This window comes from Pseudomonas ceruminis (assembly GCF_021602025.1).
In the GTDB taxonomy this organism is placed as follows: domain Bacteria; phylum Pseudomonadota; class Gammaproteobacteria; order Pseudomonadales; family Pseudomonadaceae; genus Aquipseudomonas; species Aquipseudomonas ceruminis.
This window is the reverse complement of sequence record NZ_BQHW01000012.1, coordinates 40,065-61,343: the sequence shown is the minus strand read 5'-3', so window position 1 is coordinate 61,343 and position 21,279 is coordinate 40,065. Positions and strand designations below refer to the sequence as shown.

Genomic DNA, 21,279 nt, shown 5'->3' with positions numbered 1-21,279 from the left:
GCCTTGGATGAGAATTCGTATCAGTTACGAATCATCCCACTGCCGTCGATCTCGGGCAATGGCGTAGTGTGCAAGTGGCTACGCCTTTTGCGCGAAATCGCTGCGCCGGGCCTTTCAATTACCAGTTGTACGTCACACTCGATACCACAGTGCGCCCTTCCCCGTAGTAGCAGTCCCATTGGCTGATGCAACTGGAGACGTACTCCTTGTCGGCAAGGTTCTTCACGTTTAGCGCCATTTTCAAGCCTTTTAGGCGAAACACCGAGAGGCCCAGGTCGTAAGTCAGGCTTGCGTCGTACACGGTGTAGGACGGGATCTGGAATGCGCCTTCGTAGTCATCGCCGTAGTTGCTCCTGGCGTACCGTGCGCCCACGCCTGCACCCAGACCGGCCAATGGCGTTTCACCCAGCACCACGTAATTGAGCCAGAGCGCTGCGGTCAGCGGTGGGTTGCCTGCTGGGTGACGACCTTTGCGGCCATCGTTGTCCTTGGTGTACTTGATGTCATTGCGTGATGCCGACGCGATCACACTGAAGGCCTCGGTCAGCTCGGCCTTGGCCTCCAACTCGACACCCTTGGAGCGAATGGCGCCAGTTTGATTGCTGAAGCCTGGGTTGCCGAGGTCGGTGGTCAGGATATTCTTCTGTTCCAGTTCATACGCCGAAACCTGCACGAAACTGTTCTGCCCCGGCGGCTGGTATTTTACGCCGGCCTCGTATTGCTTGCCGGTCGAGGGGTCGAACGCGCTGCCCTGCGCATTGGTGCCGGTGAGCGGCAGGAACGACTCCGAGTAGCTGACGAAGGGGGCGACACCGTTGTCGAACAGGTAGACGATCCCGCCACGGCCAGTGAACTTTTCGTTTTTGCTGTCGGTGCGGGCGTTGCTCAGTGGCTGCTTGTTGTTGGTTTCGGCCCAGTCGTAGCGCCCGCCGAGGACGAAAATCCACTTGTCGAGCTTGATCTGGTCCTGTGCGTACAACCCGGTCTGGGTGATGGTGTTGTCCCAGCGATAGTTGTTGCCAAAATGCAGTGGCTGGCCGTAGACCGGGTTGAACAGGTCGATGATCGGAGGGTTGTAGTCGTACAGGCCATTGAACTTCGAATTGAAGTGGTAGTAATCCAGCCCAACGATTGCGGTATGGCTGAGCGGGCCCGTGTCGAATTCGGCCTGGGCGATGTTATCGATGCCGAAGACCTTGTTGTCCTGTTGCCAGTCCACACCATACCGAGTGGTGTAGCGCTGATCGTTCACCCCGGTAATGGGGTTGGTGACGAAACGGTAACCATGCAGCGGCGCGGTGTAATGGTCGTTGACCCGGGCATAGCGCGCATTCTGCTTGAGGGTCCAGGTGGCATTGAGGCGATGCGAGAACTCATAGCCGAAAGCATATTGCTCACGGTGGTAGTCGTTGACGCCAGGTTCACCGAGAAACAGGTCGCGGTCGATCTTGCCATTGGGGTTGTCGAACACCGTGCCTACTGCTGGCAGGCCCTGAGCTTCAGGTACGCCTTTGTCTTTCTGGTACTGGGCGAACAGCGTCAGGCTGGTGTCTTCATTCGGCCGCCAGGTAAAACTGGGCGCGATGAACTGGCGCTTGTCCTCGACGTAATCGATTTCGTCGTTGCTGTCGTTGGCCAGTGCGGTCAAGCGGTACAGGTATTTGCCTTCGTCATCCAGTGGCCCGCCGAGGTCGATGGCGGCGCTTTTGTGGTCATAACTGCCTGCCTCGAACCTTACCTGATGAAGCGCTTCGGCGGTCGGGCGCTTGCTCACCAGGTTGACGATGCCGCCAGGCTGGTTTTGCCCGTACAGCACCGAGGCCGGGCCCTTGAGCACCTCGATGCGCTCCAGCGAGTAGGGTTCGATCTGCAGCGCGCCACCAGTGCTGCCGCCACCATAGGGCAGGTGCAGACCATCCAGGTACAACGGCGTCGGCGAGAAGCCGCGCGACGTTGGTTCATCAAACAGCTTCACCCGGTCAGAAAAGCCGCCACCGGTGATGCCTGGGGTGTAGCGCAGCGCTTCGGTCACGCTTTGAGCGGCGCGGGACTGAATCTCGGTGGCCGTCACGACGTTGATGGTTTGCGGTATCTCCACCAGTGCCGAGTCGGTCTTGGAGCCGGTTGCACTGCGCTTGGCGACGATACCCTCCACCGGCCCCCAGGCGTTCTCAACTGCCTCGGGCGCGCTGACGTTGGTGGCGCCAAGTTGCAGCGGGCCACTTTGCACCGGTTGCAAGGACCAGCCGCCTTGGGTGTAAACGGCTTGCAAGCCACTGCCGGCCAGCAGGCGCTCAAGCCCCTGGGCCACGTCGAAATGCCCCTGCAAGCCGGCACTGCGTTTGCCCTCGGTCAACTGCGCATCCACCGACAGCAGAATGCCCGCGTCGCTGGCAAAGCGATTCAGCACTTGGTCCAGGCTGCCGGCAGCGATGGCATATTGGCGCGTCTGGCTCATGCTGGCGTCTGCGGCCCACGCCAGATTGGGCAGCGTTGGCGCGGCGGCCAGCAAGGTGGCGAACATGCCTTTGCGCAACGCGCCTGTCAACGGAAACACTTTCTGTGGCGGATGGTACGGCACTCTGGAACTCCCCGTGAGATTGCGTCTGATTTGCTTTCAAGACCTATCCCGAACGAGAGATGAAAACCGACAAGGCTGTCTGAAAATATTTTTGCTCAGGCGCGGCGTTTCACCGTCACCCAGTAGCGGGTGACGGACTCGACCCGCACCGGCAACGTACGCTCGAGGGCGTTGAGCACGGTGTCGGTGTCGTCCAGCGGAAACACGCCGGTCAGAAGCAGGTTCGAAACTGCCTCGTCGCAACGAATCCAGCCTGGCCGATAACGTGCCAGCTCAGCCAGGAAGTGGCCCAACGGTTGACGTTCGGCTATCAGACGGCCTGTGCTCCAACTGCTGCTGTTGGGGTTCACGGGGCGGATGGGGCTGACGGCATCGTCACTGAACCACAGGCTATTACCGGCGTTCATGTACACCGCCGGGCCATGGCGCGGGCTGATGCGCAGTTGGCCGTCATACAACTGCACCTGGGTGCCGTCGTTCACTTCACGCACCGAAAACTGCGTCCCCAGCGCTTGCACGTCACCATTGCCGGTTTCCACGATCAATGGGCGGTTTTCGTCGTGCCCGCTGGTGAGCAGAATCTCGCCACTGATCAGGCGGATCCGGCGTTCCTGGGCAGTGAAGCGAAGGTCGATGGCGCTGTTGCTATTGAGGTCGAGCCGGGTACCGTCGCTCAGGACCATGTGGCGGATTTCGCCGGTGGCCGTGCGGTGTTGGGCAAATGTTGAACGCCAGGGAAGTTGGTCCTGCAACAGGTAAGCACCGCCGCCGGCGACCAGCAGTAGCCCGAGCTGCTTCAAGGCCGCGCGTCGCTGGGGGTCTGGCCTGTCGCGCAGCACCGCCCGTGCACAGTCCACCGGCACCGCGCCGAAGGTTTCCTGCAATTGCTGTAAACGCTGCCAGGCGCGTCGATGTTCAGGATGAGCGTGCTGCCAGGCCGCGAAGGCCTGACGCTGGTCAGCGTCCAGCTCACCGCCCCAGTGCAGCATCATCCACTCACTGGCCTGTTCGACGATCAGGGCGTCGATCGGGCCATCGGCCGGCCTGCTCATGGTTCGTAGGCCAGGCGATAGCAGGCGACAATCGCCTGGGTCATGTACTTCTGCACTGAGCTGACCGTGACACCAAGGCGCTCGGCAATCTGCGCGTAACTCAGGCCTTCGAACTGCGACAGCAAAAACGCCTTGCGCACGTTCTCGGGCATGCGGTCGAGCATCGCATCGATCTGCATCAGCGTTTCAAGGATCAGCGCCCGGGTTTCGAGCGACGGTGACACAGGCTCGGGCAAGTGCGCGATGCTTTCCAGATAGGCGCGTTCGATGCGCAGGCGCCGCCATTGGTCGATCACGAGGTTACGGGCGATCTGCGCAAGGTAACTTCGACTCTCCAGCGGGCCAGGCAAACGCCCCGATACCATCAGCCGCACAAACGTATCCTGAGCGACATCGGCGGCATGCTCACGATCGCCCAGGCGCCTGCGCAGCCACGCCTGCAGCCAGCCATGGTTTTCACGATAAAGGCTATGAAGGGTATCGCTGCTGTCTGTCGCGGCCATGGAGGAAGGTCTACGCCCGTTAATGATAGGGATTATCATTACATGTTACGCGGAGACTGGCAAAACGACATTCTGCGTGGATTTCAGGCATTAAAAAGCCGGCTTGTGGCCGGCTTCTCGGGGACGTTTCCGACTAATTTATGGTAAGCCGCAACCGCCTTAACTGTGTGGCCATCAAGGGCCTGAAGAGATGGCGAACGATCGTGTGGACCGCTGCCGAGCCCTCTGCTGCGCGGCTTACGCCGGGCGGGGCTGAATGTGCCGCGTAGCATACAAGGGCTCGCCCAGGATGCCCAGCAAAAAATGGCACAGGGTGTTTCAGCCAGGGCGCTGCTGGCGGAAATGTGACCAGTGAAACACCCAGCCGAGTATTTTCAGGCGTTCGGCCTGACGCTGGGCGGGCGTGAAGCGCTCCACGGTGTAGTTGCGCCGGTCATAGCTATGCAAGCACAACGTACCGTTGTGCCCGAGGCTGAGGCTGTTCACCCTGAGCAGGCCATTGTGCAGCAGGGCATAGGTTTCACCGTCTATGACGCGGGTCTGGCTCAGGTCGATGGCCAGCATCGCGTCGCGGGGGATCCAGGGCGCCATGTTGGCCGCGGGCATCGCCAGGCAGACTGCCTGGTGTGCGGCAACGCCCAGCGCCTTGAGCGCCTGGGCGGGAAGGCGCAGATAGACGGCGTCGATTACCGTGAGCTGGCCATCGCGCACTTCGTGATAGGGCACTTGCAGCACTTGGGTATCGTGGCTCCACAGCGATGTTGGTGCCTCCCCCGATGCCACCTGAGTGGCGCAGGTGCGCAGGATCGAGCAGGGGTGCTTGGGGCCTTCGCCGCTGCGCAGCCAGCGGCGGTGCACGCAGAACAGGTCGGCCAGTTCATCGAGGCGAGCCAGGGGAATGCCGCGCTTGAACCAGTTGTTGACGTGCTGAGGGGTGACCCCGCGCTGGGCGGCGAAGTCGGAAGGGGTCAGGCCACACTCGTGAAGGAGGGCCTTGAGGCGGTCACCGGATGTGTTCATGCGGCCGAGTGTAGCGGCCGAGTGCTAGCAAGGATATGAACCGGGTGTTGACGCGTTCTGTGCGAAAAGTGCCTGGGTGTAGGGCACAGGATTAGGACTGCGTAGGGTTTTTTACTACCTAAGCAGCGGTCGCAAAAAAGCCCCGAACAAGCGGGGCTTTTTGCGAACCAACCAGTATCAGCCCTTGTAGGCGGCGACCGATTTGGTGATCGCGGCGCGGGCGGCGTCGGCGCCGTCCCAGCCTTCGATCTTGACCCACTTGCCCTTCTCGAGGTCCTTGTAGTTCGCGAAGAAGTGCTCGATCTGCTGGATCAGCAGGGCTGGCAGGTCGGTGTATTCCTTCACGTCGACGTACAGCTGCGACAGCTTGTCGTGTGGCACCGCGATGACCTTGGCGTCGCCGCCGCCGTCGTCAGTCATGTTCAGCACGCCAACCGGACGGGCGCGGATGACCGAACCTGGCGCTACCGGGTACGGGGTAACGACCAGCACGTCCAGCGGATCACCGTCGTCAGCCAGGGTGTTCGGGATGAAGCCATAGTTGGCCGGGTAGAACATAGGGGTAGCCATGAAACGGTCGACGAACAGGGTGTCGCTGTCCTTGTCGATCTCGTATTTGATCGGCGCGTGGTTGGCCGGGATCTCGATGGCGACGTAGATGTCGTTCGGCAGGTCTTTGCCTGCCGGAATCTTGCTGTAGCTCATTGGGCAGTGCCCCCGTGTTTGATCAAAAAAGTGGCGGCGATTATAGGCACATTCCGCCAGGGCATGCCACGCCCGACCAGATGCGCGGGCGCATCAGGCGTGGCTTTCGCGGTAGTCCGGGTGCTCGGCCTGCAGCTTGGCAAGGCGGGCCAGCGGGTCTTGCCGGTAGAACAGCGACAACTGCCGGTACACCTGTGGATAAGCCTGGTGCAGCAGGTCCGGGGCGCTGAAGAAGTACTCGCTGGTGACGGCAAAGAATTCCGCCGGGTTTTCGGCCGCGTAAGGGTCGATGGCGGTTTCGCTGTCAGGGTTGGCGTCAAGCTGACGGTTGAGGTCGTCATAGGCCTGCTGCATGGCGCTGGCCCACTCCTCCACGTGCATGCCACTGTGCAGCGGAGGCAGGCCATTGGCATCGCCATTGAGCATGTCGAGCTTATGCGCCAGTTCGTGGATCACCAGGTTGTAGGCTTCCCAACCGCCGCTGTGCAGCACCCCGGCCCAGGCCATGATCACCGGCCCTTGCTGCCAGGCTTCGCCACTGTGCTCGCCGTCCCATACATGTTCCACGCCACTGGCGTCGCGGTGGCGCTGGGGGCTTTTGAAGTCGTCGGGGTAGAGGATGATCTCGTGAAAGCCCTGGTACCAGTTCAGCTCGCCCAGGTGCAGCAGTGGCAGCTGGGCCTGGGCGGCGAGGAACAGGCGTTGCTCGTCGTCCAGCTCCACGCCGGGCAGCGTGGTCAGGTGCTTGTCGAGCAGGAACAGGATGCAGGCTTCGCGCAGCCAGCGGTCTTCATCGTCGCTGATGCCATCGAGCATTGGCAGGCGTTGGCGAACCGCCTGCCATTGCTGTGCATCGACCGGATAGCGCGCCAGGGTGCGCTTGCGCCGCCAGGCGCTCAAGGACCACATGCCCTTGGGTCAGTGCGCCTTGGCCGCGCGGCTCAGGCGGCCCCGCAGCAGGCCGAGGATCATCGGTACCAGCGACAGGAAGATGATGCCGAGCACCATCAGGGAGAGGTGCTGCTTGATGAAGGGCACATTGCCGAAGAAGTAGCCGAGGGTGACCAGCCCGCCTACCCAGAGCAGCGTACCGGCGACGCTGAACGCCAGGAAGCGTGGGTAATGCATGTGGGCGATGCCGGCAACGAACGGCGCGAAGGTGCGCAGGATCGGCAGGAAGCGCGCCAGGGTCACGGTCTTGCCGCCATGGCGTTCATAGAACTCGTGGGTGCGCTGCAGGTAGTCGCGGCGGAAGATTTTCGAATTGGGGTTGTTGAACAGCCGTTCGCCCGCCGTTCGCCCGATCACGTAGTTGGTACTGTCGCCCAGGATCGCCGCGACCATCAGCAGGCCTGCCAGCAGCACCGGGTCCATGCCGCCACCGGCAGCCACGGCGCCGGCGATGAACAGCAGGGAATCACCAGGCAGGAACGGCATTACCACCAGGCCGGTTTCACAGAAGATCACGGTAAACAGGATGGCGTAGATCCAGGGGCCGTAGTTGGCGACCAGCAGATCGAGGTAAGCATCGAGATGCAGGATAAGGTCCAGCGGGTTGAAATCCATGTACAGCACCTGTGTTCTTGACCCGCAGCTACGGGCTCGGGGACCTGCGGGAGGGTAAATTTTCACACATGTCAGGAGCAGGCATTATACGACTAAGTCGGAATCATGCCCGGGGAGTTTGTAGCGGGGGGTTACCGGAAGCTGCCGGTGCTGGCCCCTTCGCGGCGTTTTGTGCGAAGAGGCCGGCCCAAGTCAGTCCTGGCTGATCGGCAGGATGTAGCTCTCGAATTCGGTGTCCTTGCGAAAGCCGATGGATTCATAGGTCTTCTGCGCCACCTCATTGTTGGCACTGGTTGAAACCCGCATCCTTACGGCATTGGTGTCCCGGGCCATTTTCTTGGCTTCGCGCATCAGGTGGTCGGCCACCAGCATGCGCCGCGAGTCTTCGGCCACGTAGATGTCATTGAGGATCCATACCCGCTTGAGCGACAGCGACGAAAAACTTGGATACAACTGGCAGAAGCCCAGCAACTTGTTGTCGTCATCATCCGGCAGCGCCAGGTAGATGACGGACTCGTCGCGTTTCAAGCGCTTTTCCAGAAAGCTGCGCGAGCTGTCCGGGTAGGGCAACTGCCCGTAGAACTCCCGGTATCTGACGAACAGCGGGGTGAGCAGGTCGAGGTGTTGCAGGCTTGCCTTGATGATGCGCATGTGCGGTCCTCAGAGTCCATTTGGGGAAACAGCGGAATGCCAGCAGCGTTCAGGGCATGCTGCCCAAAGCCGGCCTGAAGCGCAATCCGCCTTCCGTGACATGTGCTTAACCTTCACCGAGCAGGAAGTTTCCTTTCTGATTTGGCGTGTGCTCACTGTCGATGGCGTGGACTTCTGCTTCGTCCTTCAGGTTCACGCCCGACAGCTGCCGGCGGCAGGCCTCGCGCATCAGGTAGAGCAGGCGATGGGCCGCCATGCCGTAGCTGAGGCCTTCCAAGCGGACGTTGGAAATGCAGTTGCGGTAGGCGTCCGTCAGGCCGACCCGTGGCCCGTAGGTGAAATACAGGCCCAGGCTGTCAGGGGAGCTCAACCCCGGGCGTTCGCCAATCAACATCACGGTCATGCGCGCGCCAAGCAGTTGGCCCACTTCGTCGGCCACGGCCACTCGGCCCTGCTCCACCAACACCACCGGTGCGCTGCTCCAGCCATCGGCGGCGGCTTGCTCATCGAAACGGGCCAGGAACGGCAGGGTATGGCGATGTACGGCCAGGGCCGAAAGGCCATCGGCAACGACGATGGCCAGGTCGACTCCGCCCGGGTTGGCCTGGGCGTGTTGGCGCAACTGCTCGGCCGAGTCTTCGTTCAGGCGCCTGCCCAAGTCAGGGCGTTGCAGATATTGATGACGGTCGCTGGCGGCGCTGTGCAGCACCAGGCTGTCGCGCCCGCGGCCCTTCAATTGCTCGGCCAGGGCAGTGTGGTCGAAGGCCAGGTGTACGGCGTCGCGGGCCTGGGCATGGGCGAACTGAAAATCCAGCTGCGCGCCGGTCGGCAGGCTGATCCCGCTGCGGCCCAGGGCGATGCGGGCCGGGGTCAGGCTGCGCAGGGCCAGCCAGGGGTTCTCGGGGGTGGGCGTGCGATGGTCCATGGTCACCTCTAAGCCAGTTGCGCCAAGGCTTGGCGGAACGCGTGCGGCAGGTTGTCGCCGAAGCGCACTCGGCCATCGGCCTGGGTGAAGATGCCTGTGCGCTCCAGCCATGCCTCGAACTCCGGCCCGGGCTTGAGGCCCAGGGTCTGGCGCGCGTACAGCGCATCATGGAACGAGGTGGTCTGGTAGTTGAGCATGATGTCGTCGGAGCCGGGGATGCCCATGATGAAGTTGATCCCGGCCACACCCAGCAGGGTCAGCAGGGTGTCCATGTCATCCTGGTCAGCCTCGGCGTGGTTGGTGTAGCAGATATCGCAACCCATCGGCACGCCCAGCAGCTTGCCGCAGAAGTGGTCTTCCAGGCCTGCGCGGATGATCTGCTTGCCGTTGTACAGGTACTCGGGGCCGATGAACCCGACCACCGTGTTGACCAAGAACGGCTTGAAATGGCGTGCCATGGCATAGGCGCGGGTTTCGCAGGTCTGCTGGTCGACGCCGTGGTGGGCATTGGCCGACAGGGCGCTGCCCTGGCCGGTCTCGAAGTACATGAGGTTCTGCCCCAGGGTGCCGCGCTTGAGCGACAAGCCCGCCTCATAGCCTTCCTGCAGCACGTTCAGGTTGATACCGAAGCCGGCGTTGGCGGCCTCGGTTCCGGCGATCGACTGGAACACCAGGTCCAGCGGCACGCCACGGTTGATGGCCTCGATCGACGTGGTGACGTGGGTCAGCACGCAGGCCTGGGTAGGGATGTCATAGCGTTGGATAATGGCGTCGAGCATCTCCAGCAGGGCGCAGATCGAGGCGATGCTGTCGGTGGCCGGGTTGATGCCGATCATGGCATCGCCGTTACCGTACAGCAGGCCGTCGAGGATGCTGGCGGCAATCCCGGCCGGTTCATCCGTGGGGTGGTTGGGCTGCAGGCGTGTCGACAGGCGCCCACGCAGCCCCATGGTGCCGCGAAAACGGGTCACTACACGGATTTTCTGCGCGACCAGCACCAGGTCCTGCACGCGCATGATCTTCGACACGGCGGCGGCCATTTCCGGGGTGAGCCCCGGCGCCAGGGCGCGCAGGCTGGCCTCGGTGGCTTCATCGCTGAGCAGCCAGTCGCGCAGGCCGCCGACGGTGAGGTGGCTGACCGGGGCAAAGGCCTGGGCGTCGTGGGTGTCGATGATCAGGCGGGTGACCTCGTCCTGCTCGTAAGGGATCAGCGCTTCACTGAGAAAATGGCTGAGCGGAATGTTGGCCAGGGCCATTTGCGCGGCGACCCGTTCCCCGTCGTTGGCGGCAGCAACCCCTGCCAGGTAATCCCCTGAACGCGCGGGGCTGGCCTTGGCCAGCACGTCCTTGAGGCTGTCGAAGCGGTAGACCAGGTGGCCAACCGTGTGTACGAAACTTGCCATACAGAATCTCCAGAGCGCCGCAGGCCTGGCCCGCGGCGGGTGTCGGCAATCAGTGCAAGGCCTCTTCGGCCTGCTGGATCGCAGCGAATTCCTCTTCCGGTGTGCCTGCCACCAGATGGTGGCGGCTGTAGAACGCAAAGTAGGCAATCAATACGGCATAGATCACGGCGGCGCCAATGACCACCCGTGGGTCGACCAGGAAGCCTGCGACCACGGCGATGCAGGCGAGCACCAGAGCAACGCCCGAGGTGAAGATACCGCCTGGCGTGCGGTATGGGCGTTCCATTTTAGGCCGACGGATGCGCAGGGTGATGTGAGCAGCCATCATCAGCACGTAGGACAGGGTGGCGCCGAACACGGCTACTAGGATCAGCAGGTCACCTTGGCCGGTCAACGACAGCGCAAAGCCGATGATGCCGGGGATGACCAGCGCCAGCACGGGGGCTTTGCTCTTGTTGGTTTCGGACAACTTGCGCGGCAGGTAGCCGGCACGCGAAAGGGCGAAGATTTGCCGCGAGTAGGCATAGATGATCGAGAAAAAGCTGGCGATAAGCCCGGCCAGGCCCACCAGGTTGACGAAGCTGCCCATCCAGGTGGAGCCGCCGTAGGCCTTGGCCAGCGCTTCGACCAGCGGGTTGCCCGAGGCCTTGAGTGCTTCAGAGCCTGCGCCGCCGGGGCCGACCACCAGAATCAGCAAGGCGAAGGCGAGCAGCACCAGCATTGCGCCGATCAGGCCGCGCGGCAGGTCGCGCTTGGGGTTCTTGGTTTCCTCGGCCGCCAGGGGCACGCCTTCGACCGCCAGGAAGAACCAGATCGCATAGGGGATTGCCGCCCACACGCCGACGTAGCCGAATGGCAGGAAACTGCTGGCGCCGACCGCGTCGGTCTTGGCAATGTCGAACAGGTTGGCTGCATCAAAATGGGGCACCATGCTCACCAGGAACACAGCCAGGGCAATGGCAGCGATGGCGGTGATGATGAACATCAGTTTCAACGCCTCACCGACCCCGAAGATGTGGATACCGATGAACACGATGTAGAACGCCAGGTAGATCATCCAGCCGCCGATGCCGAACAATGACTGGCAGTAGGCACCGATGAACACCGCGATGGCCGCGGGTGCGATGGCGTATTCAATGAGGATCGCCGTGCCGGTGAGAAAGCCGCCCCAGGGGCCGAAAGCGCTGCGGGCAAAGCCATAGCCGCCGCCGGCGGTCGGGATCATCGACGACAGTTCGGCCAGCGAGAAGCACATGCACAGGTACATGGTGGCCATCAGTAGCGTGGCGAGGAACATGCCGCCCCAACCGCCCTGGGCCAGGCCGAAGTTCCAGCCGGCGTAGTCGCCGGAAATCACGTAGGCCACGCCCAGACCCACCAGCAGCACCCAGCCTGCGGCGCCTTTTTTCAATTCACGTTGCTGGAAGTAGTCCGAGCCGACCTTTTCGAAATCGACGGAAGAACCTGCCGGCGCGCCGGCGGATTGATCGCTTGGCATAGTTTCACCTGTTCTTTTTCTTGGTGGCCGGAAGGGTTCCGGCCAATGGTGATGGGTACTGCAGGAAGCGAGCCAGGGCGCTTCAAGCCGCAAGCTCCAAGCTTCAAGAAAAAGCGCGTCGGCGTTGTTTCTCGCAGCTTGAAGCTGGCAACTTGAAGCGATTGGCTTAGAAGAAGCCCAGCGGGTTGATGTCGTAGCTCACCAGCAGGTTCTTGGTCTGCTGGTAGTGGTCGAGCATCATCTTGTGGGTTTCACGGCCAACACCGGACTTCTTGTAGCCACCGAAAGCGGCATGCGCCGGGTACAGGTGGTAGCAGTTGGTCCACACGCGGCCCGCCTTGATGCCGCGGCCCATGCGGTAGGCGCGGTTGATGTCGCGGGTCCACACGCCGGCGCCGAGGCCGAACTCGGTGTCGTTGGCGATGGCCAGGGCTTCGGCTTCGTCCTTGAAAGTGGTGACGCTGACCACCGGGCCAAAGATTTCTTCCTGGAACACGCGCATCTTGTTGTTGCCCTTGAGCAGGGTCGGCTGAATGTAGTAACCGGTGGCCAGTGCGCCCTCCAGCTTCTCAACCTTGCCGCCGGTCAGCAGCTCGGCACCTTCATCCTGGGCAATCTGCAGGTACGAGAGGATCTTCTCGAACTGCTGCTGCGAGGCCTGGGCGCCGACCATGGTGTCGGTGTCGAGCGGGTCGCCGCGCTTGATCTGCAGCACCTTCTTCATCACCACTTCCATGAACTGCGGGTAGATCGACTCCTGCACCAGCGCCCGTGATGGGCAGGTGCACACTTCGCCCTGGTTGAAGAAGGCCAGCACCATGCCTTCGGCGGCCTTGTCGATGAAGCTCGGCTCGGCCTGCATGATGTCTTCGAAATACACGTTCGGCGACTTGCCGCCCAGTTCGACGGTAGACGGGATGATGTTCTCGGCAGCGCATTTCATGATGTGCGAGCCAACCGGCGTGGAGCCGGTGAACGCGATCTTGGCGATGCGCTTGCTGGTGGCCAGCGCTTCACCTGCCTCGCGGCCATAACCCTGGACCACATTGAGCACGCCAGGCGGCAGGAGGTCGCCGATCAGCTCGACCAGCACGGTGATGCCCAGCGGAGTCTGCTCGGCCGGCTTGAGCACCACGCAGTTGCCGGCGGCCAGGGCCGGGGCGAGCTTCCAGGCGGCCATCAGGATTGGGAAGTTCCACGGAATGATTTGCCCGACCACGCCCAGTGGCTCGTGGATGTGGTAGGCCACGGTGTTTTCATTGATTTCAGCGGCGCCGCCTTCCTGGGCGCGGATGCAGCCGGCGAAGTAGCGGAAGTGATCGACCGCCAGCGGGATATCGGCGTTGAGGGTTTCGCGTACTGGCTTGCCGTTGTCCCAGGTTTCGGTAATAGCCAGGACCTCGAGGTTCTGCTCGATACGGTCGGCGATCTTGAGCAACACGTTGGAGCGGTCCTGCACCGAGGTGCGGCCCCAGGCGTCAGCGGCAGCGTGGGCGGCGTCGAGCGCCTTGTCGATGTCTTCGGCAGTGGAACGGGGGAATTCGGCGATCAGTTTGCCATTCACCGGGGAGGTATTGTCGAAGTACTGCCCCTTGACCGGAGCTACGAACTCACCACCGATGTAGTTGCCGTAGCGGCTCTTGAAGGAAACCTTCGCGCCCTCGGTACCGGGATGTGCATAACGCATGGTGTGTCTCCTGGTTAATTGTGTTTGTTGAGGAGTTGAAAAGCGTAGAGCAAAGGTTGGGCCAGCGTGGGGAGGCTCAGGCGAATCAATGGCTTGCAGCACCGACCTGGCGCGTCCGGCGCCGCACTGTGTCGGGCCTGGCACGGCTGAAGTGACACTTTGTACCGTTTGCGACACGTTGGGTGACGGTGCATTGCAAAGCCTGACGTGGAAGAGGATGCTGAGGTGAATCTCTATCTGCGGAGAACAACAACTAATGCAGAACAATCACTTCAGTCGTCATGCCCAGCAGGTCCTTACCGTTGCCCGCGGCGGGGCTGGCGGAGCGGGCAGTGACCCCTCCATCGCCCGCTCCTGGTTGCGCTGCCTGGAGGACTACCACCTCGATCCGTCAGTTATCCAGGCGCCGGTTGTGCTTGAACATGGCCGTCTGCTGGAAAGCCGCGAGCGCTTGCATCAGGTGCTGCAAATCGCCGATAGCGAAATGAACAGCCTGCACCAGCAGCTGTCCGGTGCCGGGCATGCGGTCCTGCTGACCGATGCCCGTGGGGTGATCCTCAACTGCGTGACCGCGCCCAGTGAGCGGCGCATCTTCGAGCGTGCTGGGCTGTGGCTGGGGGCGGACTGGAGCGAGGCCCGTGAGGGCACCAATGGCATCGGGACCTGCCTGGTCGAGCGCCAGGCGCTGACGATCCATCAGAACGAGCATTTTCGTGGCCGCCACACCGGCCTGACATGCTCCGCCAGCCCGGTGTTCGACCCGCATGGCGAACTGCTGGCTGTGCTCGATGTGTCATCTGCACGCCCGGATGTCTCGCGCCAGAGCCAGTTCCACACCATGGCGCTGGTCAACCTCTCGGCGAAGATGATCGAGAGTTGCTATTTCCTGCGGCATTTTGAACAACACTGGCTGCTGCGCTTTCATCTGCAGGCCGAGTCGGTGGGCCTGTTCAGCGAAGGCTTGCTGGCCTTTGACGGCGACGGCCGCATTTGCGCGGCCAACCAGAGCGCTCTCAACCTGCTGGGGACCGTTCGTGGCGGTGTGCTGGGCAAGCCATTGGACCGGTTCTTCAACTGCAGCCATGACGAGCTGTTCAGCCGGGCCATGCCCAACGGCAGCACGGCCTGGCCGCTGCATACCCGCGATGGCCGCCAGGTCTATGCCAGCCTGCGAGGGCAGACGCGCAAACCCGTGTGGGCAATGCCCGCCAGCCCTCCCGAGGCCCAGCCCCCGGCTGCTCCCGGTATTTGCCTGCTCGACCCTGCGCTGCAGCACGACTTCCATCGCGCCGTGCGGGTGTTCGAACGGGATGTGCCGCTGCTGCTGCGGGGCGAGACGGGCTGTGGCAAGGAGGCTTTTGCCCAGGCCGTGCACCAGGCCAGCCAGCGCCGGGGCAAGCCTTTCGTGGCGGTCAACTGTGCCTCGATCCCGGAAAGCCTGATCGAGAGCGAGTTGTTTGGTTATCGCGGCGGCAGTTTTACGGGCGCGCGCAAGGAGGGCATGCGCGGCAAGCTGCTGCAGGCCGATGGCGGCACACTGCTGCTGGACGAGATCGGTGACATGCCGCTGGCCCTGCAGACCCGCCTGCTGCGGGTACTGGAAGACCGCCAGGTGGTGCCGATTGGCGGCGATGCGCAGGCGGTGGATGTGCGCATCGTCAGCGCCACCCACCGCGACTTGCTGGAGCGAGTGGCGCAGGGCACCTTCCGCGAAGATTTGTATTACCGCCTGAACGGCCTGGAGGTGGCGCTGCCAGCGGTGCGCGAGCGCAGAGACAAGGCTCAGCTGCTGGATTTCCTGCTGCAGCAGGAGGCGCAAGGGCAGGGGATGGACATCGAGCCACGCGCGCGGCAGGCGCTGCTGGATTTTGCCTGGCCGGGCAACGTGCGGCAGATGCGCAACGTGCTGCGCACGTTGGTGGCGCTTTGTGAGCATGACCACATAGCGCTTGCCGATCTTCCGGCAATCATCTCCAACACTGCTGGCCAGGGTGTTGCCCTTGACCGGCGACAAGCCAGCGCCAACGGCAATGGTGCACTAGGTGAAGGTGTCGCGGCACCTGTGCAAGCAGCCTTGCCGGTAACAGGGCCAGCACTGCTGGCGGATGCTGAATGCCAGGCGCTGTTGTCAGTACTGGAGGCAAATCGCTGGCACCTGACCCGGGTCGCCGAGCAGTTGGGCATCAGCCGCAACACCTTGTATCGAAAACTGCGCAAACACGGCATTGCCAGAGGCGCCTGAGCGAAACAGCGGGTGCGATTTTACGCGCCCTGGGCTACCCTGCCTCGACGTTTTGCGAGGTCGACCATGCATATTCATATTCTCGGTATTTGCGGCACTTTCATGGGTTCGCTGGCGGTGCTGGCCAAAGAGCTGGGCCACCATGTCACAGGGTCGGACGCCAATGTCTACCCCCCTATGAGTACCCAGCTCGAAGCCCAGGGCATCGAGCTGACCCAAGGCTACGACCCGGCCCAGCTGGACCCGGCGCCAGACCTTGTGGTCATTGGCAATGCCATGTCGCGGGGCAACCCGGCGGTCGAGTATGTGCTCAACAAGGGCTTGCCCTACGTGTCCGGCCCGCAGTGGTTGGCAGACCATGTGTTGCAGGGCCGCTGGGTGCTGGCCGTGGCCGGCACCCACGGCAAGACCACGACCAGCAGCATGCTGGCCTGGGTATTGGAGCACGCGGGCATGAGCCCTGGTTTCCTGATCGGTGGTGTACCGCAGAATTTCTCGGTGTCGGCCCGCTTGGGTGGTACCCCGTTCTTCGTGGTGGAGGCGGATGAATACGACAGTGCCTTCTTCGACAAACGATCCAAGTTCGTTCACTACCACCCGCGTACTGCGATCCTGAACAATCTCGAGTTCGATCATGCGGACATCTTCCCTGATCTGGCTGCCATCGAGCGGCAGTTCCACCACCTGGTGCGTACCATTCCGAGCGAAGGCCTGGTGATCCACCCAACCACCGAGCAGGCGCTTGACCGGGTGATCGGCATGGGCTGCTGGACCCCGGTGCAGACCACCGGTGAAGGTGGCCAATGGCAGGCACGCTTGCTGAGCGCCGACGGCTCGCGCTTCGAAGTGCTGTTCGAGGGTGAAGCCCAGGGTGTGGTGGACTGGCCTCTGACCGGCCAGCACAACGTGGCCAATGCCCTGGCCACGTTGGCGGCGGCACGCCATGTAGGGGTAGTGCCTGCCATGGCGATCGAGGGTTTGAGCGCGTTCAAAAGCGTCAAACGGCGCATGGAGAAGGTCGCTGAAGTGCAGGGCGTGACCCTCTATGACGACTTCGCCCACCACCCGACGGCGATCGCCACCACCCTCGACGGCCTGCGCAAGCGGGTAGGCGAGGCGCCAGTAATCGCCATCATCGAGCCGCGCTCCAACTCGATGAAGCTGGGGGCGCACCGTGATGGCCTGCCGGAAAGCGTCAATGATGCCGACCAGGTCATCTGGTATGCGCCGGCCAACCTGGGCTGGGACTTGGCTGCCACGGCCGCGCAGTGCACCGTGCCGAGCGTCGTCGCCGACAGCCTCGAAGCGATCATCGAGCGGGTCAAGGGCCAGGCGCGGCCGGGGACGCACGTGGTGATCATGAGCAACGGCGGCTTTGGTGGCCTGCACAGCAAGTTGGCCGAGGCATTGAAGTGAACGGGCCGGAACGCATCACCCTGGCCATGACCGGTGCCTCCGGGGCGCAGTATGGCCTGCGCCTGCTCGATTGCCTGGTGCGTGAGGACCGTGAGGTGCATTTCCTCATCTCCAAGGCTGCGCAACTGGTAATGGCCACCGAGACGGACGTGGTGCTACCGGCCAAGCCCCAGGCCATGCAGGCGTTTCTGACCGAATACACGGGCGCTGCCGACGGGCAGGTCCGCGTGTATGGCAAGGAAGACTGGATGTCGCCGGTGGCCTCGGGCTCCGGTGCGCCGGCGGCGATGGTGGTGGTGCCCTGTTCCACCGGGACGCTGTCGGCCATCGCCACCGGTGCGTGCAACAACCTGATTGAGCGCGCCGCCGACGTGACACTCAAGGAGCGTCGCCAGTTGATCCTGGTGCCGCGCGAGGCACCCCTGTCCACCATCCACCTGGAAAACATGCTCAAGCTGTCGCAGATGGGGGCGGTCATTCTTCCTGCGGCACCCGGTTTTTACCATCAGCCGCAGACAATCGATGATCTGGTCGATTTCGTGGTGGCGCGCATCCTCAATCTGTTGGATATCCCGCAGGACATGTTGCCGCGCTGGGGTGAGCATCACTTTGGGGTCGATGATTGAAGCGCGTGTTGGGTGGGGTGCTGGCGATGACATTGTTCAGTGGCTGCGCCACTGTGCGCACGCTGGATGCCAACAGCCCGGGTGCGCCGGTGGTGTATGCCGGGACCAGGCTGGATCTGTATGTGATCAATGGCGGATGTTGCCCAAAATATCGTTTCGGGGCCGAGGCCCCGGCCTTCCCGCGGCTGGACCTGCCGGGGAGCATGCTGCTCGATACCCTGATGTTGCCACTGTCTTTGCTGACCGCAGCCGGTATCACGTTTCAGGCCAGCGGGGGCCTGTAAAGGCCGCCCGCCGGGGGCTGGGAGTGGTTTGCAGCCAAGCGCTAGATTTTCCCGAGGCGGCGCAGCTCATCGGACTCGACAATGCGAAGCCCGTCTTCTTCTTCCAGAGCCAGCCGCCACAGCGCGCGTGCCAAGGTGCAGGCTTCGATGCCGCGGTACTTGCCAGGGATCAGCCGTGCAAAAGGTGAGGCCAGACGTTCGCCAAGCCGTGGCTCGATGCGGTCCCCCAGCAGCAGCGACGGCCTGACGATCGTCAGCTGCGGCCAGTCCTGAGCCTTGAGTGCCTCTTCCATTTCGCCCTTGACCCGATTGTAGAAAATCGACGAGTTGGGATCGGCACCGATGGCGCTGACCACCAACAGGTGGCGTGCCCCCATTTCCCGGGCGCGCTTGCTGAAAGCCACGACCATGTCCAGGTCCACGGCGCGAAATGCCTGTTCGGAGCCCGCTTGCTTGAGCGTGGTGCCCAGGCAGCAATAGGCAATATCGACACGGCCAGCCAGTTGCGGGAGAAATACCGCCGGATCGCCTACCGGGTTTTCCAGGTGCGGGTGCTTGGCCAGCGGCCGCCGGGTCGGTGCCAGGACACGGCTGATGGTCGGCTCGTTGAGCAGGCGGTCAAGCAGGTGTTCACCGGTCAGCCCAGTGGCTCCGGCAAGCAGGACATGCTGAGGCGTCAAGTACATGATGTCTCTCCCTTGTTACACACAAGCTTAGTGGTTGCCGGGCTTTTTTGCCTGTCGCTGCGTGTGCGCTTGTGCGGCATTACGCAAGGCCTCCTCGGCCTGTTGCTGGCGCAGTCGATGCCAATGGTCCAGTACTGCGGGCGGTGCCCAGAGTTGTGGCTCGGAGGCTTCGAACCCGTCCCTTCGTTCCCTTTCGGCAACACTGGTACGCGCCAGTTCAAACGCCTGTTTCAGGTCGTCGGTCTGGTTCAGCGCCTGGGCGAACAGGGCGTCACCGAAATAGGTGAAATCCGCTTCTTCCGAGCAGCCGAAGGACACCCGGTCCGCACGTGCGGCGGTCATGATCACCGTGCGCTCGTCTTTTAGGGGTGCAATATACCCCCCGGAATAGCAGGCGGAGATGACAATCACCTTGTCGCGCTCCTTGAGCGGCGCCAGGGCGCTGGCCAGCTGGTCGGCGGACAGGTCGGCCAGTTGCAGGCGCGGTTGGTCCAGCACCAGCTGGTGGTCCTGGCTACCGTGGCTGGTGAGGTAAATGAACACCAGGTCTTGCGGGCCAGTGCGCTCGGCCAGGGTGCGGGCGGCCCGGGTCAGGTTCTCGCGGGTGGCCATGGGCCGCGTCGCCAACTGGTCGCGGTGGTTGACCAGGGTGATCTGGCCGCGGGCGCCGAAGCGCACCTTGAGCATGTTGCTCACGTAATCGGCCTCGCGCATGAACACGCTCTGCTGGCCGTCGCCTGCCAGTACCAGGCTGTAGAGTTGGATCGGCGCAACGGAGCGTGGCACTCGGGCCAGGGCTTCATCCAGCAGCCGGCCCTGATTGAGCAGGCCCAGGTCGAGCGGGTCGGGCAGTAACTTGCCTGTTTGGTCGCGCACGCGTACCCCATTGACCCAGGTGCCGCTTTCAACCTTGCCATTGGCCAGGGTCAGTTTGCCTTGGCCGTGATAAGCATCGTTTTCGAAACCGCCTATGTAGGTGCTGCCGTCGGGCAATCGCAGATTGCCCTGGCCGGACAGCCGCCAATCGATGAAGCTGCCCTTGTAGTGGCTGCCGTCACTGCCCAACAGTTCGCCTTGGCCAGTGAGCGAGCCATCCTTGAATTCGCCGATCCACACATCGCCGTCGGCATTTTCGTAGCGGCCGCGACCTTCCAGGCGGTTGTCCTTGAATTCGCCGATGTATTGCTCGCCATCGACGCTGTCGTAGGTGCCGCTGCCTTGCAACTGGCCATCGACGAAGCGGCCACTGAACTGGTTGCCGCTGGCATCGCTGCGCACGCCGGCCCCGTTGGGTTTGCCCTTGGCGAACAGCCCCTGGTAACGGCTGCCGTCGGCCAGTTCGAGCTGCCCCGCGCCTTCGTACTGGTCGTCCTTGAACTGGCCACGGTAGGTCTGGTCGGCCTGCTTGAGCGTGCCCTCGCCATCGCGCCGGCCATGACTGAAGGTGCCAGCGTAGTGGCTGCCCGGCGTGGTCAGGTCGCCCAGGCCATCGAACAGGCCAGCAGCGAACTGCCCGCGATAGACCTCGCCATTGCTGCCGTGCCATTGGCCCTGGCCATGCCACTGACCATCCTTGAAGCCCCCGGCGTACCAGCTGCCATTGGGGTAATCGATGCGCCCTTCGCCCTGCAGCAGGCCGTCCACCACCTGGCCCCGATAGCGGCCGCCGTCGGGCAGTCGGGCGTCCGGTGGCGACAGCGCTTCGCCATCGCCGCAGGCAGCGAGCATCAGTGTCAGGGCAAGGGGGAGCAGAGGACGCATGGCGGAATCCAGGCAAAAGATCTGCCGAGTATGCCGCACAATGGGGGCAATGAGACAGCCATGGCACGGGGCCGCGCGGCGGCCCCGAAGGCCGTCAGACGAAGCAGAGCGAAAGCGGTTGGGCAATATAGGCGGGCTTCTCTTCCCCCTCGATTTCAAGGGTCGCGGTCGCTTTGAGCAGCCACTGCCCAGGCTTTTTCTCCGTCACCTCGCCCAGCTCCACCTTCAGCCGCACCTTGCTGTCGACTTTCACCGGCTGAATGAAGCGCACGCTATCCAGGCCGTAGTTGACCACCATCTTCAACCCTTCAGGCAGCACGAGAATGTCTTCCATCAGCGTGGGGATCAACGACAGCGTCAGAAAGCCGTGCGCAATGGTGCCGCCGAACGGGGTTTTAGCCGCCTTTTCCGGGTCGACATGGATGAATTGAAAATCGCCGGTGGCCTCGGCGAACAGGTTGATGCGCTGCTGATCGATCTTCAGCCAGTCGGAGCGTCCCAGCTCCTTTCCAACGTACTGCGAAAGTTCGTTAACCGGTACATGGGGCATCGCGACTCTCCAGGTTGTCATTTGGTACGAAAGTGCAAGATCAGCACGGCGAACCGTTTCAGTCAAGTTGCCTGCTTTTCGGCGAATATCGGCATATAGGCAGGGCATGCTTATAATGGCCGG

The 21,279-nt window shown here is 62.7% G+C and carries 19 protein-coding genes; 4 read left to right on the top strand and 15 right to left on the bottom strand.

Annotation, left to right across the window (positions count from 1 at the left end):
• Positions 1-118: 118 nt before the first annotated feature.
• The 12 genes from L6D80_RS15395 to exaC form a co-directional block, all read right to left on the bottom strand.
• A complete protein-coding gene (locus tag L6D80_RS15395) occupies positions 119-2,581 on the bottom strand; it encodes a TonB-dependent siderophore receptor (protein WP_176516104.1) in 2,463 nt (820 codons plus the stop codon).
• 95 nt (positions 2,582-2,676) lie between these two features.
• Positions 2,677-3,633, bottom strand: coding sequence for a FecR domain-containing protein (locus tag L6D80_RS15390; RefSeq protein WP_176516106.1), 957 nt, complete (start codon positions 3,631-3,633; stop codon positions 2,677-2,679).
• Entirely contained in the window at positions 3,630-4,136 is a 507-nt protein-coding gene (locus tag L6D80_RS15385) for a sigma-70 family RNA polymerase sigma factor (RefSeq protein ID WP_054900833.1), read from the bottom strand. The genes L6D80_RS15390 and L6D80_RS15385 overlap by 4 nt, the downstream gene beginning before the upstream one ends.
• A gap of 318 nt (positions 4,137-4,454) precedes the next feature.
• The gene (locus L6D80_RS15380; RefSeq protein WP_054900834.1) at positions 4,455-5,156 is read right to left on the bottom strand and encodes a LexA family transcriptional regulator; all 702 of its coding nucleotides are present in this window, start codon (positions 5,154-5,156) and stop codon (positions 4,455-4,457) included.
• A gap of 177 nt (positions 5,157-5,333) precedes the next feature.
• The gene (ppa, locus tag L6D80_RS15375) at positions 5,334-5,861 is read right to left on the bottom strand and encodes an inorganic diphosphatase (protein WP_016484715.1); all 528 of its coding nucleotides are present in this window, start codon (positions 5,859-5,861) and stop codon (positions 5,334-5,336) included.
• A gap of 93 nt (positions 5,862-5,954) precedes the next feature.
• Positions 5,955-6,770 (bottom strand): M90 family metallopeptidase, encoded by an 816-nt coding sequence (locus L6D80_RS15370; RefSeq protein WP_176516108.1) that lies wholly within the window; start codon positions 6,768-6,770, stop codon positions 5,955-5,957.
• 9 nt (positions 6,771-6,779) lie between these two features.
• Entirely contained in the window at positions 6,780-7,427 is a 648-nt protein-coding gene (locus tag L6D80_RS15365) for a DedA family protein (protein WP_054900836.1), read from the bottom strand.
• Positions 7,428-7,619: 192 nt separating this feature from the next.
• Positions 7,620-8,078: a GNAT family N-acetyltransferase gene (locus L6D80_RS15360; RefSeq protein WP_054900837.1), complete on the bottom strand. Its 459-nt coding sequence runs from the start codon at positions 8,076-8,078 to the stop codon at positions 7,620-7,622.
• Between the two features lie 106 nt (positions 8,079-8,184).
• Positions 8,185-9,003 (bottom strand): ethanolamine ammonia-lyase subunit EutC, encoded by an 819-nt coding sequence (gene eutC / locus L6D80_RS15355; protein ID WP_176516110.1) that lies wholly within the window; start codon positions 9,001-9,003, stop codon positions 8,185-8,187.
• 8 nt (positions 9,004-9,011) lie between these two features.
• Entirely contained in the window at positions 9,012-10,406 is a 1,395-nt protein-coding gene (locus tag L6D80_RS15350; RefSeq protein ID WP_176516112.1) for an ethanolamine ammonia-lyase subunit EutB, read from the bottom strand.
• 49 nt (positions 10,407-10,455) lie between these two features.
• The gene (eat, locus tag L6D80_RS15345; protein WP_054900840.1) at positions 10,456-11,904 is read right to left on the bottom strand and encodes an ethanolamine permease; all 1,449 of its coding nucleotides are present in this window, start codon (positions 11,902-11,904) and stop codon (positions 10,456-10,458) included.
• A 166-nt stretch (positions 11,905-12,070) separates the two neighbouring features.
• Positions 12,071-13,591, bottom strand: a complete 1,521-nt coding sequence (exaC, locus tag L6D80_RS15340) for an acetaldehyde dehydrogenase ExaC (protein ID WP_012312535.1) — start codon at positions 13,589-13,591, stop codon at positions 12,071-12,073.
• A gap of 256 nt (positions 13,592-13,847) precedes the next feature.
• Between exaC and L6D80_RS15335 the strand changes: the two genes are divergently transcribed.
• From L6D80_RS15335 to L6D80_RS15320, 4 genes are all read left to right on the top strand, one after another.
• Entirely contained in the window at positions 13,848-15,833 is a 1,986-nt protein-coding gene (locus L6D80_RS15335) for a sigma-54-dependent Fis family transcriptional regulator (protein ID WP_176516114.1), read from the top strand.
• A gap of 66 nt (positions 15,834-15,899) precedes the next feature.
• On the top strand, positions 15,900-17,249 hold the full coding sequence (gene mpl, locus L6D80_RS15330) for a UDP-N-acetylmuramate:L-alanyl-gamma-D-glutamyl-meso-diaminopimelate ligase (RefSeq protein ID WP_054900842.1): 1,350 nt from the start codon (positions 15,900-15,902) through the stop codon (positions 17,247-17,249).
• Positions 17,246-17,875, top strand: coding sequence for a flavin prenyltransferase UbiX (gene ubiX / locus L6D80_RS15325; protein WP_054900843.1), 630 nt, complete (start codon positions 17,246-17,248; stop codon positions 17,873-17,875). Before mpl ends, ubiX begins: the two co-directional genes overlap by 4 nt.
• A complete protein-coding gene (locus L6D80_RS15320; protein WP_176516116.1) occupies positions 17,872-18,159 on the top strand; it encodes a YceK/YidQ family lipoprotein in 288 nt (95 codons plus the stop codon). The genes ubiX and L6D80_RS15320 overlap by 4 nt, the downstream gene beginning before the upstream one ends.
• A 41-nt stretch (positions 18,160-18,200) precedes the next feature.
• Here L6D80_RS15320 and L6D80_RS15315 read toward each other — a convergent pair whose 3' ends face one another.
• The 3 genes from L6D80_RS15315 to L6D80_RS15305 all read right to left on the bottom strand — a co-directional run bounded on the left by L6D80_RS15315 (position 18,201) and on the right by L6D80_RS15305 (position 21,156).
• Positions 18,201-18,845, bottom strand: coding sequence for an oxidoreductase (locus L6D80_RS15315; protein ID WP_054900845.1), 645 nt, complete (start codon positions 18,843-18,845; stop codon positions 18,201-18,203).
• 27 nt (positions 18,846-18,872) lie between these two features.
• Complete coding sequence (locus tag L6D80_RS15310) at positions 18,873-20,606, bottom strand: C13 family peptidase (RefSeq protein WP_054900846.1); 1,734 nt, start codon at positions 20,604-20,606, stop codon at positions 18,873-18,875.
• Positions 20,607-20,700: 94 nt separating this feature from the next.
• Complete coding sequence (locus L6D80_RS15305) at positions 20,701-21,156, bottom strand: MaoC family dehydratase (RefSeq protein WP_054900847.1); 456 nt, start codon at positions 21,154-21,156, stop codon at positions 20,701-20,703.
• Positions 21,157-21,279: the final 123 nt, after the last annotated feature.

Excerpts from the sequence above, each read along its gene's own strand:
- L6D80_RS15390 (WP_176516106.1), bottom strand. The coding sequence starts at position 3,633 with ATGAGCAGGCCGGCCGATGGCCCGATCGACGCCCTGATCGTCGAACAG.
- L6D80_RS15385 (WP_054900833.1), bottom strand. The coding sequence starts at position 4,136 with ATGGCCGCGACAGACAGCAGCGATACCCTTCATAGCCTTTATCGTGAA.
- L6D80_RS15380 (WP_054900834.1), bottom strand. The coding sequence starts at position 5,156 with ATGAACACATCCGGTGACCGCCTCAAGGCCCTCCTTCACGAGTGTGGC.
- ppa (WP_016484715.1), bottom strand. The coding sequence starts at position 5,861 with ATGAGCTACAGCAAGATTCCGGCAGGCAAAGACCTGCCGAACGACATC.
- L6D80_RS15370 (WP_176516108.1), bottom strand. The coding sequence starts at position 6,770 with ATGTGGTCCTTGAGCGCCTGGCGGCGCAAGCGCACCCTGGCGCGCTAT.
- L6D80_RS15365 (WP_054900836.1), bottom strand. The coding sequence starts at position 7,427 with ATGGATTTCAACCCGCTGGACCTTATCCTGCATCTCGATGCTTACCTC.
- L6D80_RS15360 (WP_054900837.1), bottom strand. The coding sequence starts at position 8,078 with ATGCGCATCATCAAGGCAAGCCTGCAACACCTCGACCTGCTCACCCCG.
- eutC (WP_176516110.1), bottom strand. The coding sequence starts at position 9,003 with ATGGACCATCGCACGCCCACCCCCGAGAACCCCTGGCTGGCCCTGCGC.
- L6D80_RS15350 (WP_176516112.1), bottom strand. The coding sequence starts at position 10,406 with ATGGCAAGTTTCGTACACACGGTTGGCCACCTGGTCTACCGCTTCGAC.
- eat (WP_054900840.1), bottom strand. The coding sequence starts at position 11,904 with ATGCCAAGCGATCAATCCGCCGGCGCGCCGGCAGGTTCTTCCGTCGAT.
- exaC (WP_012312535.1), bottom strand. The coding sequence starts at position 13,591 with ATGCGTTATGCACATCCCGGTACCGAGGGCGCGAAGGTTTCCTTCAAG.
- L6D80_RS15335 (WP_176516114.1), top strand. The coding sequence starts at position 13,848 with ATGCAGAACAATCACTTCAGTCGTCATGCCCAGCAGGTCCTTACCGTT.
- mpl (WP_054900842.1), top strand. The coding sequence starts at position 15,900 with ATGCATATTCATATTCTCGGTATTTGCGGCACTTTCATGGGTTCGCTG.
- L6D80_RS15315 (WP_054900845.1), bottom strand. The coding sequence starts at position 18,845 with ATGTACTTGACGCCTCAGCATGTCCTGCTTGCCGGAGCCACTGGGCTG.
- L6D80_RS15310 (WP_054900846.1), bottom strand. The coding sequence starts at position 20,606 with ATGCGTCCTCTGCTCCCCCTTGCCCTGACACTGATGCTCGCTGCCTGC.
- L6D80_RS15305 (WP_054900847.1), bottom strand. The coding sequence starts at position 21,156 with ATGCCCCATGTACCGGTTAACGAACTTTCGCAGTACGTTGGAAAGGAG.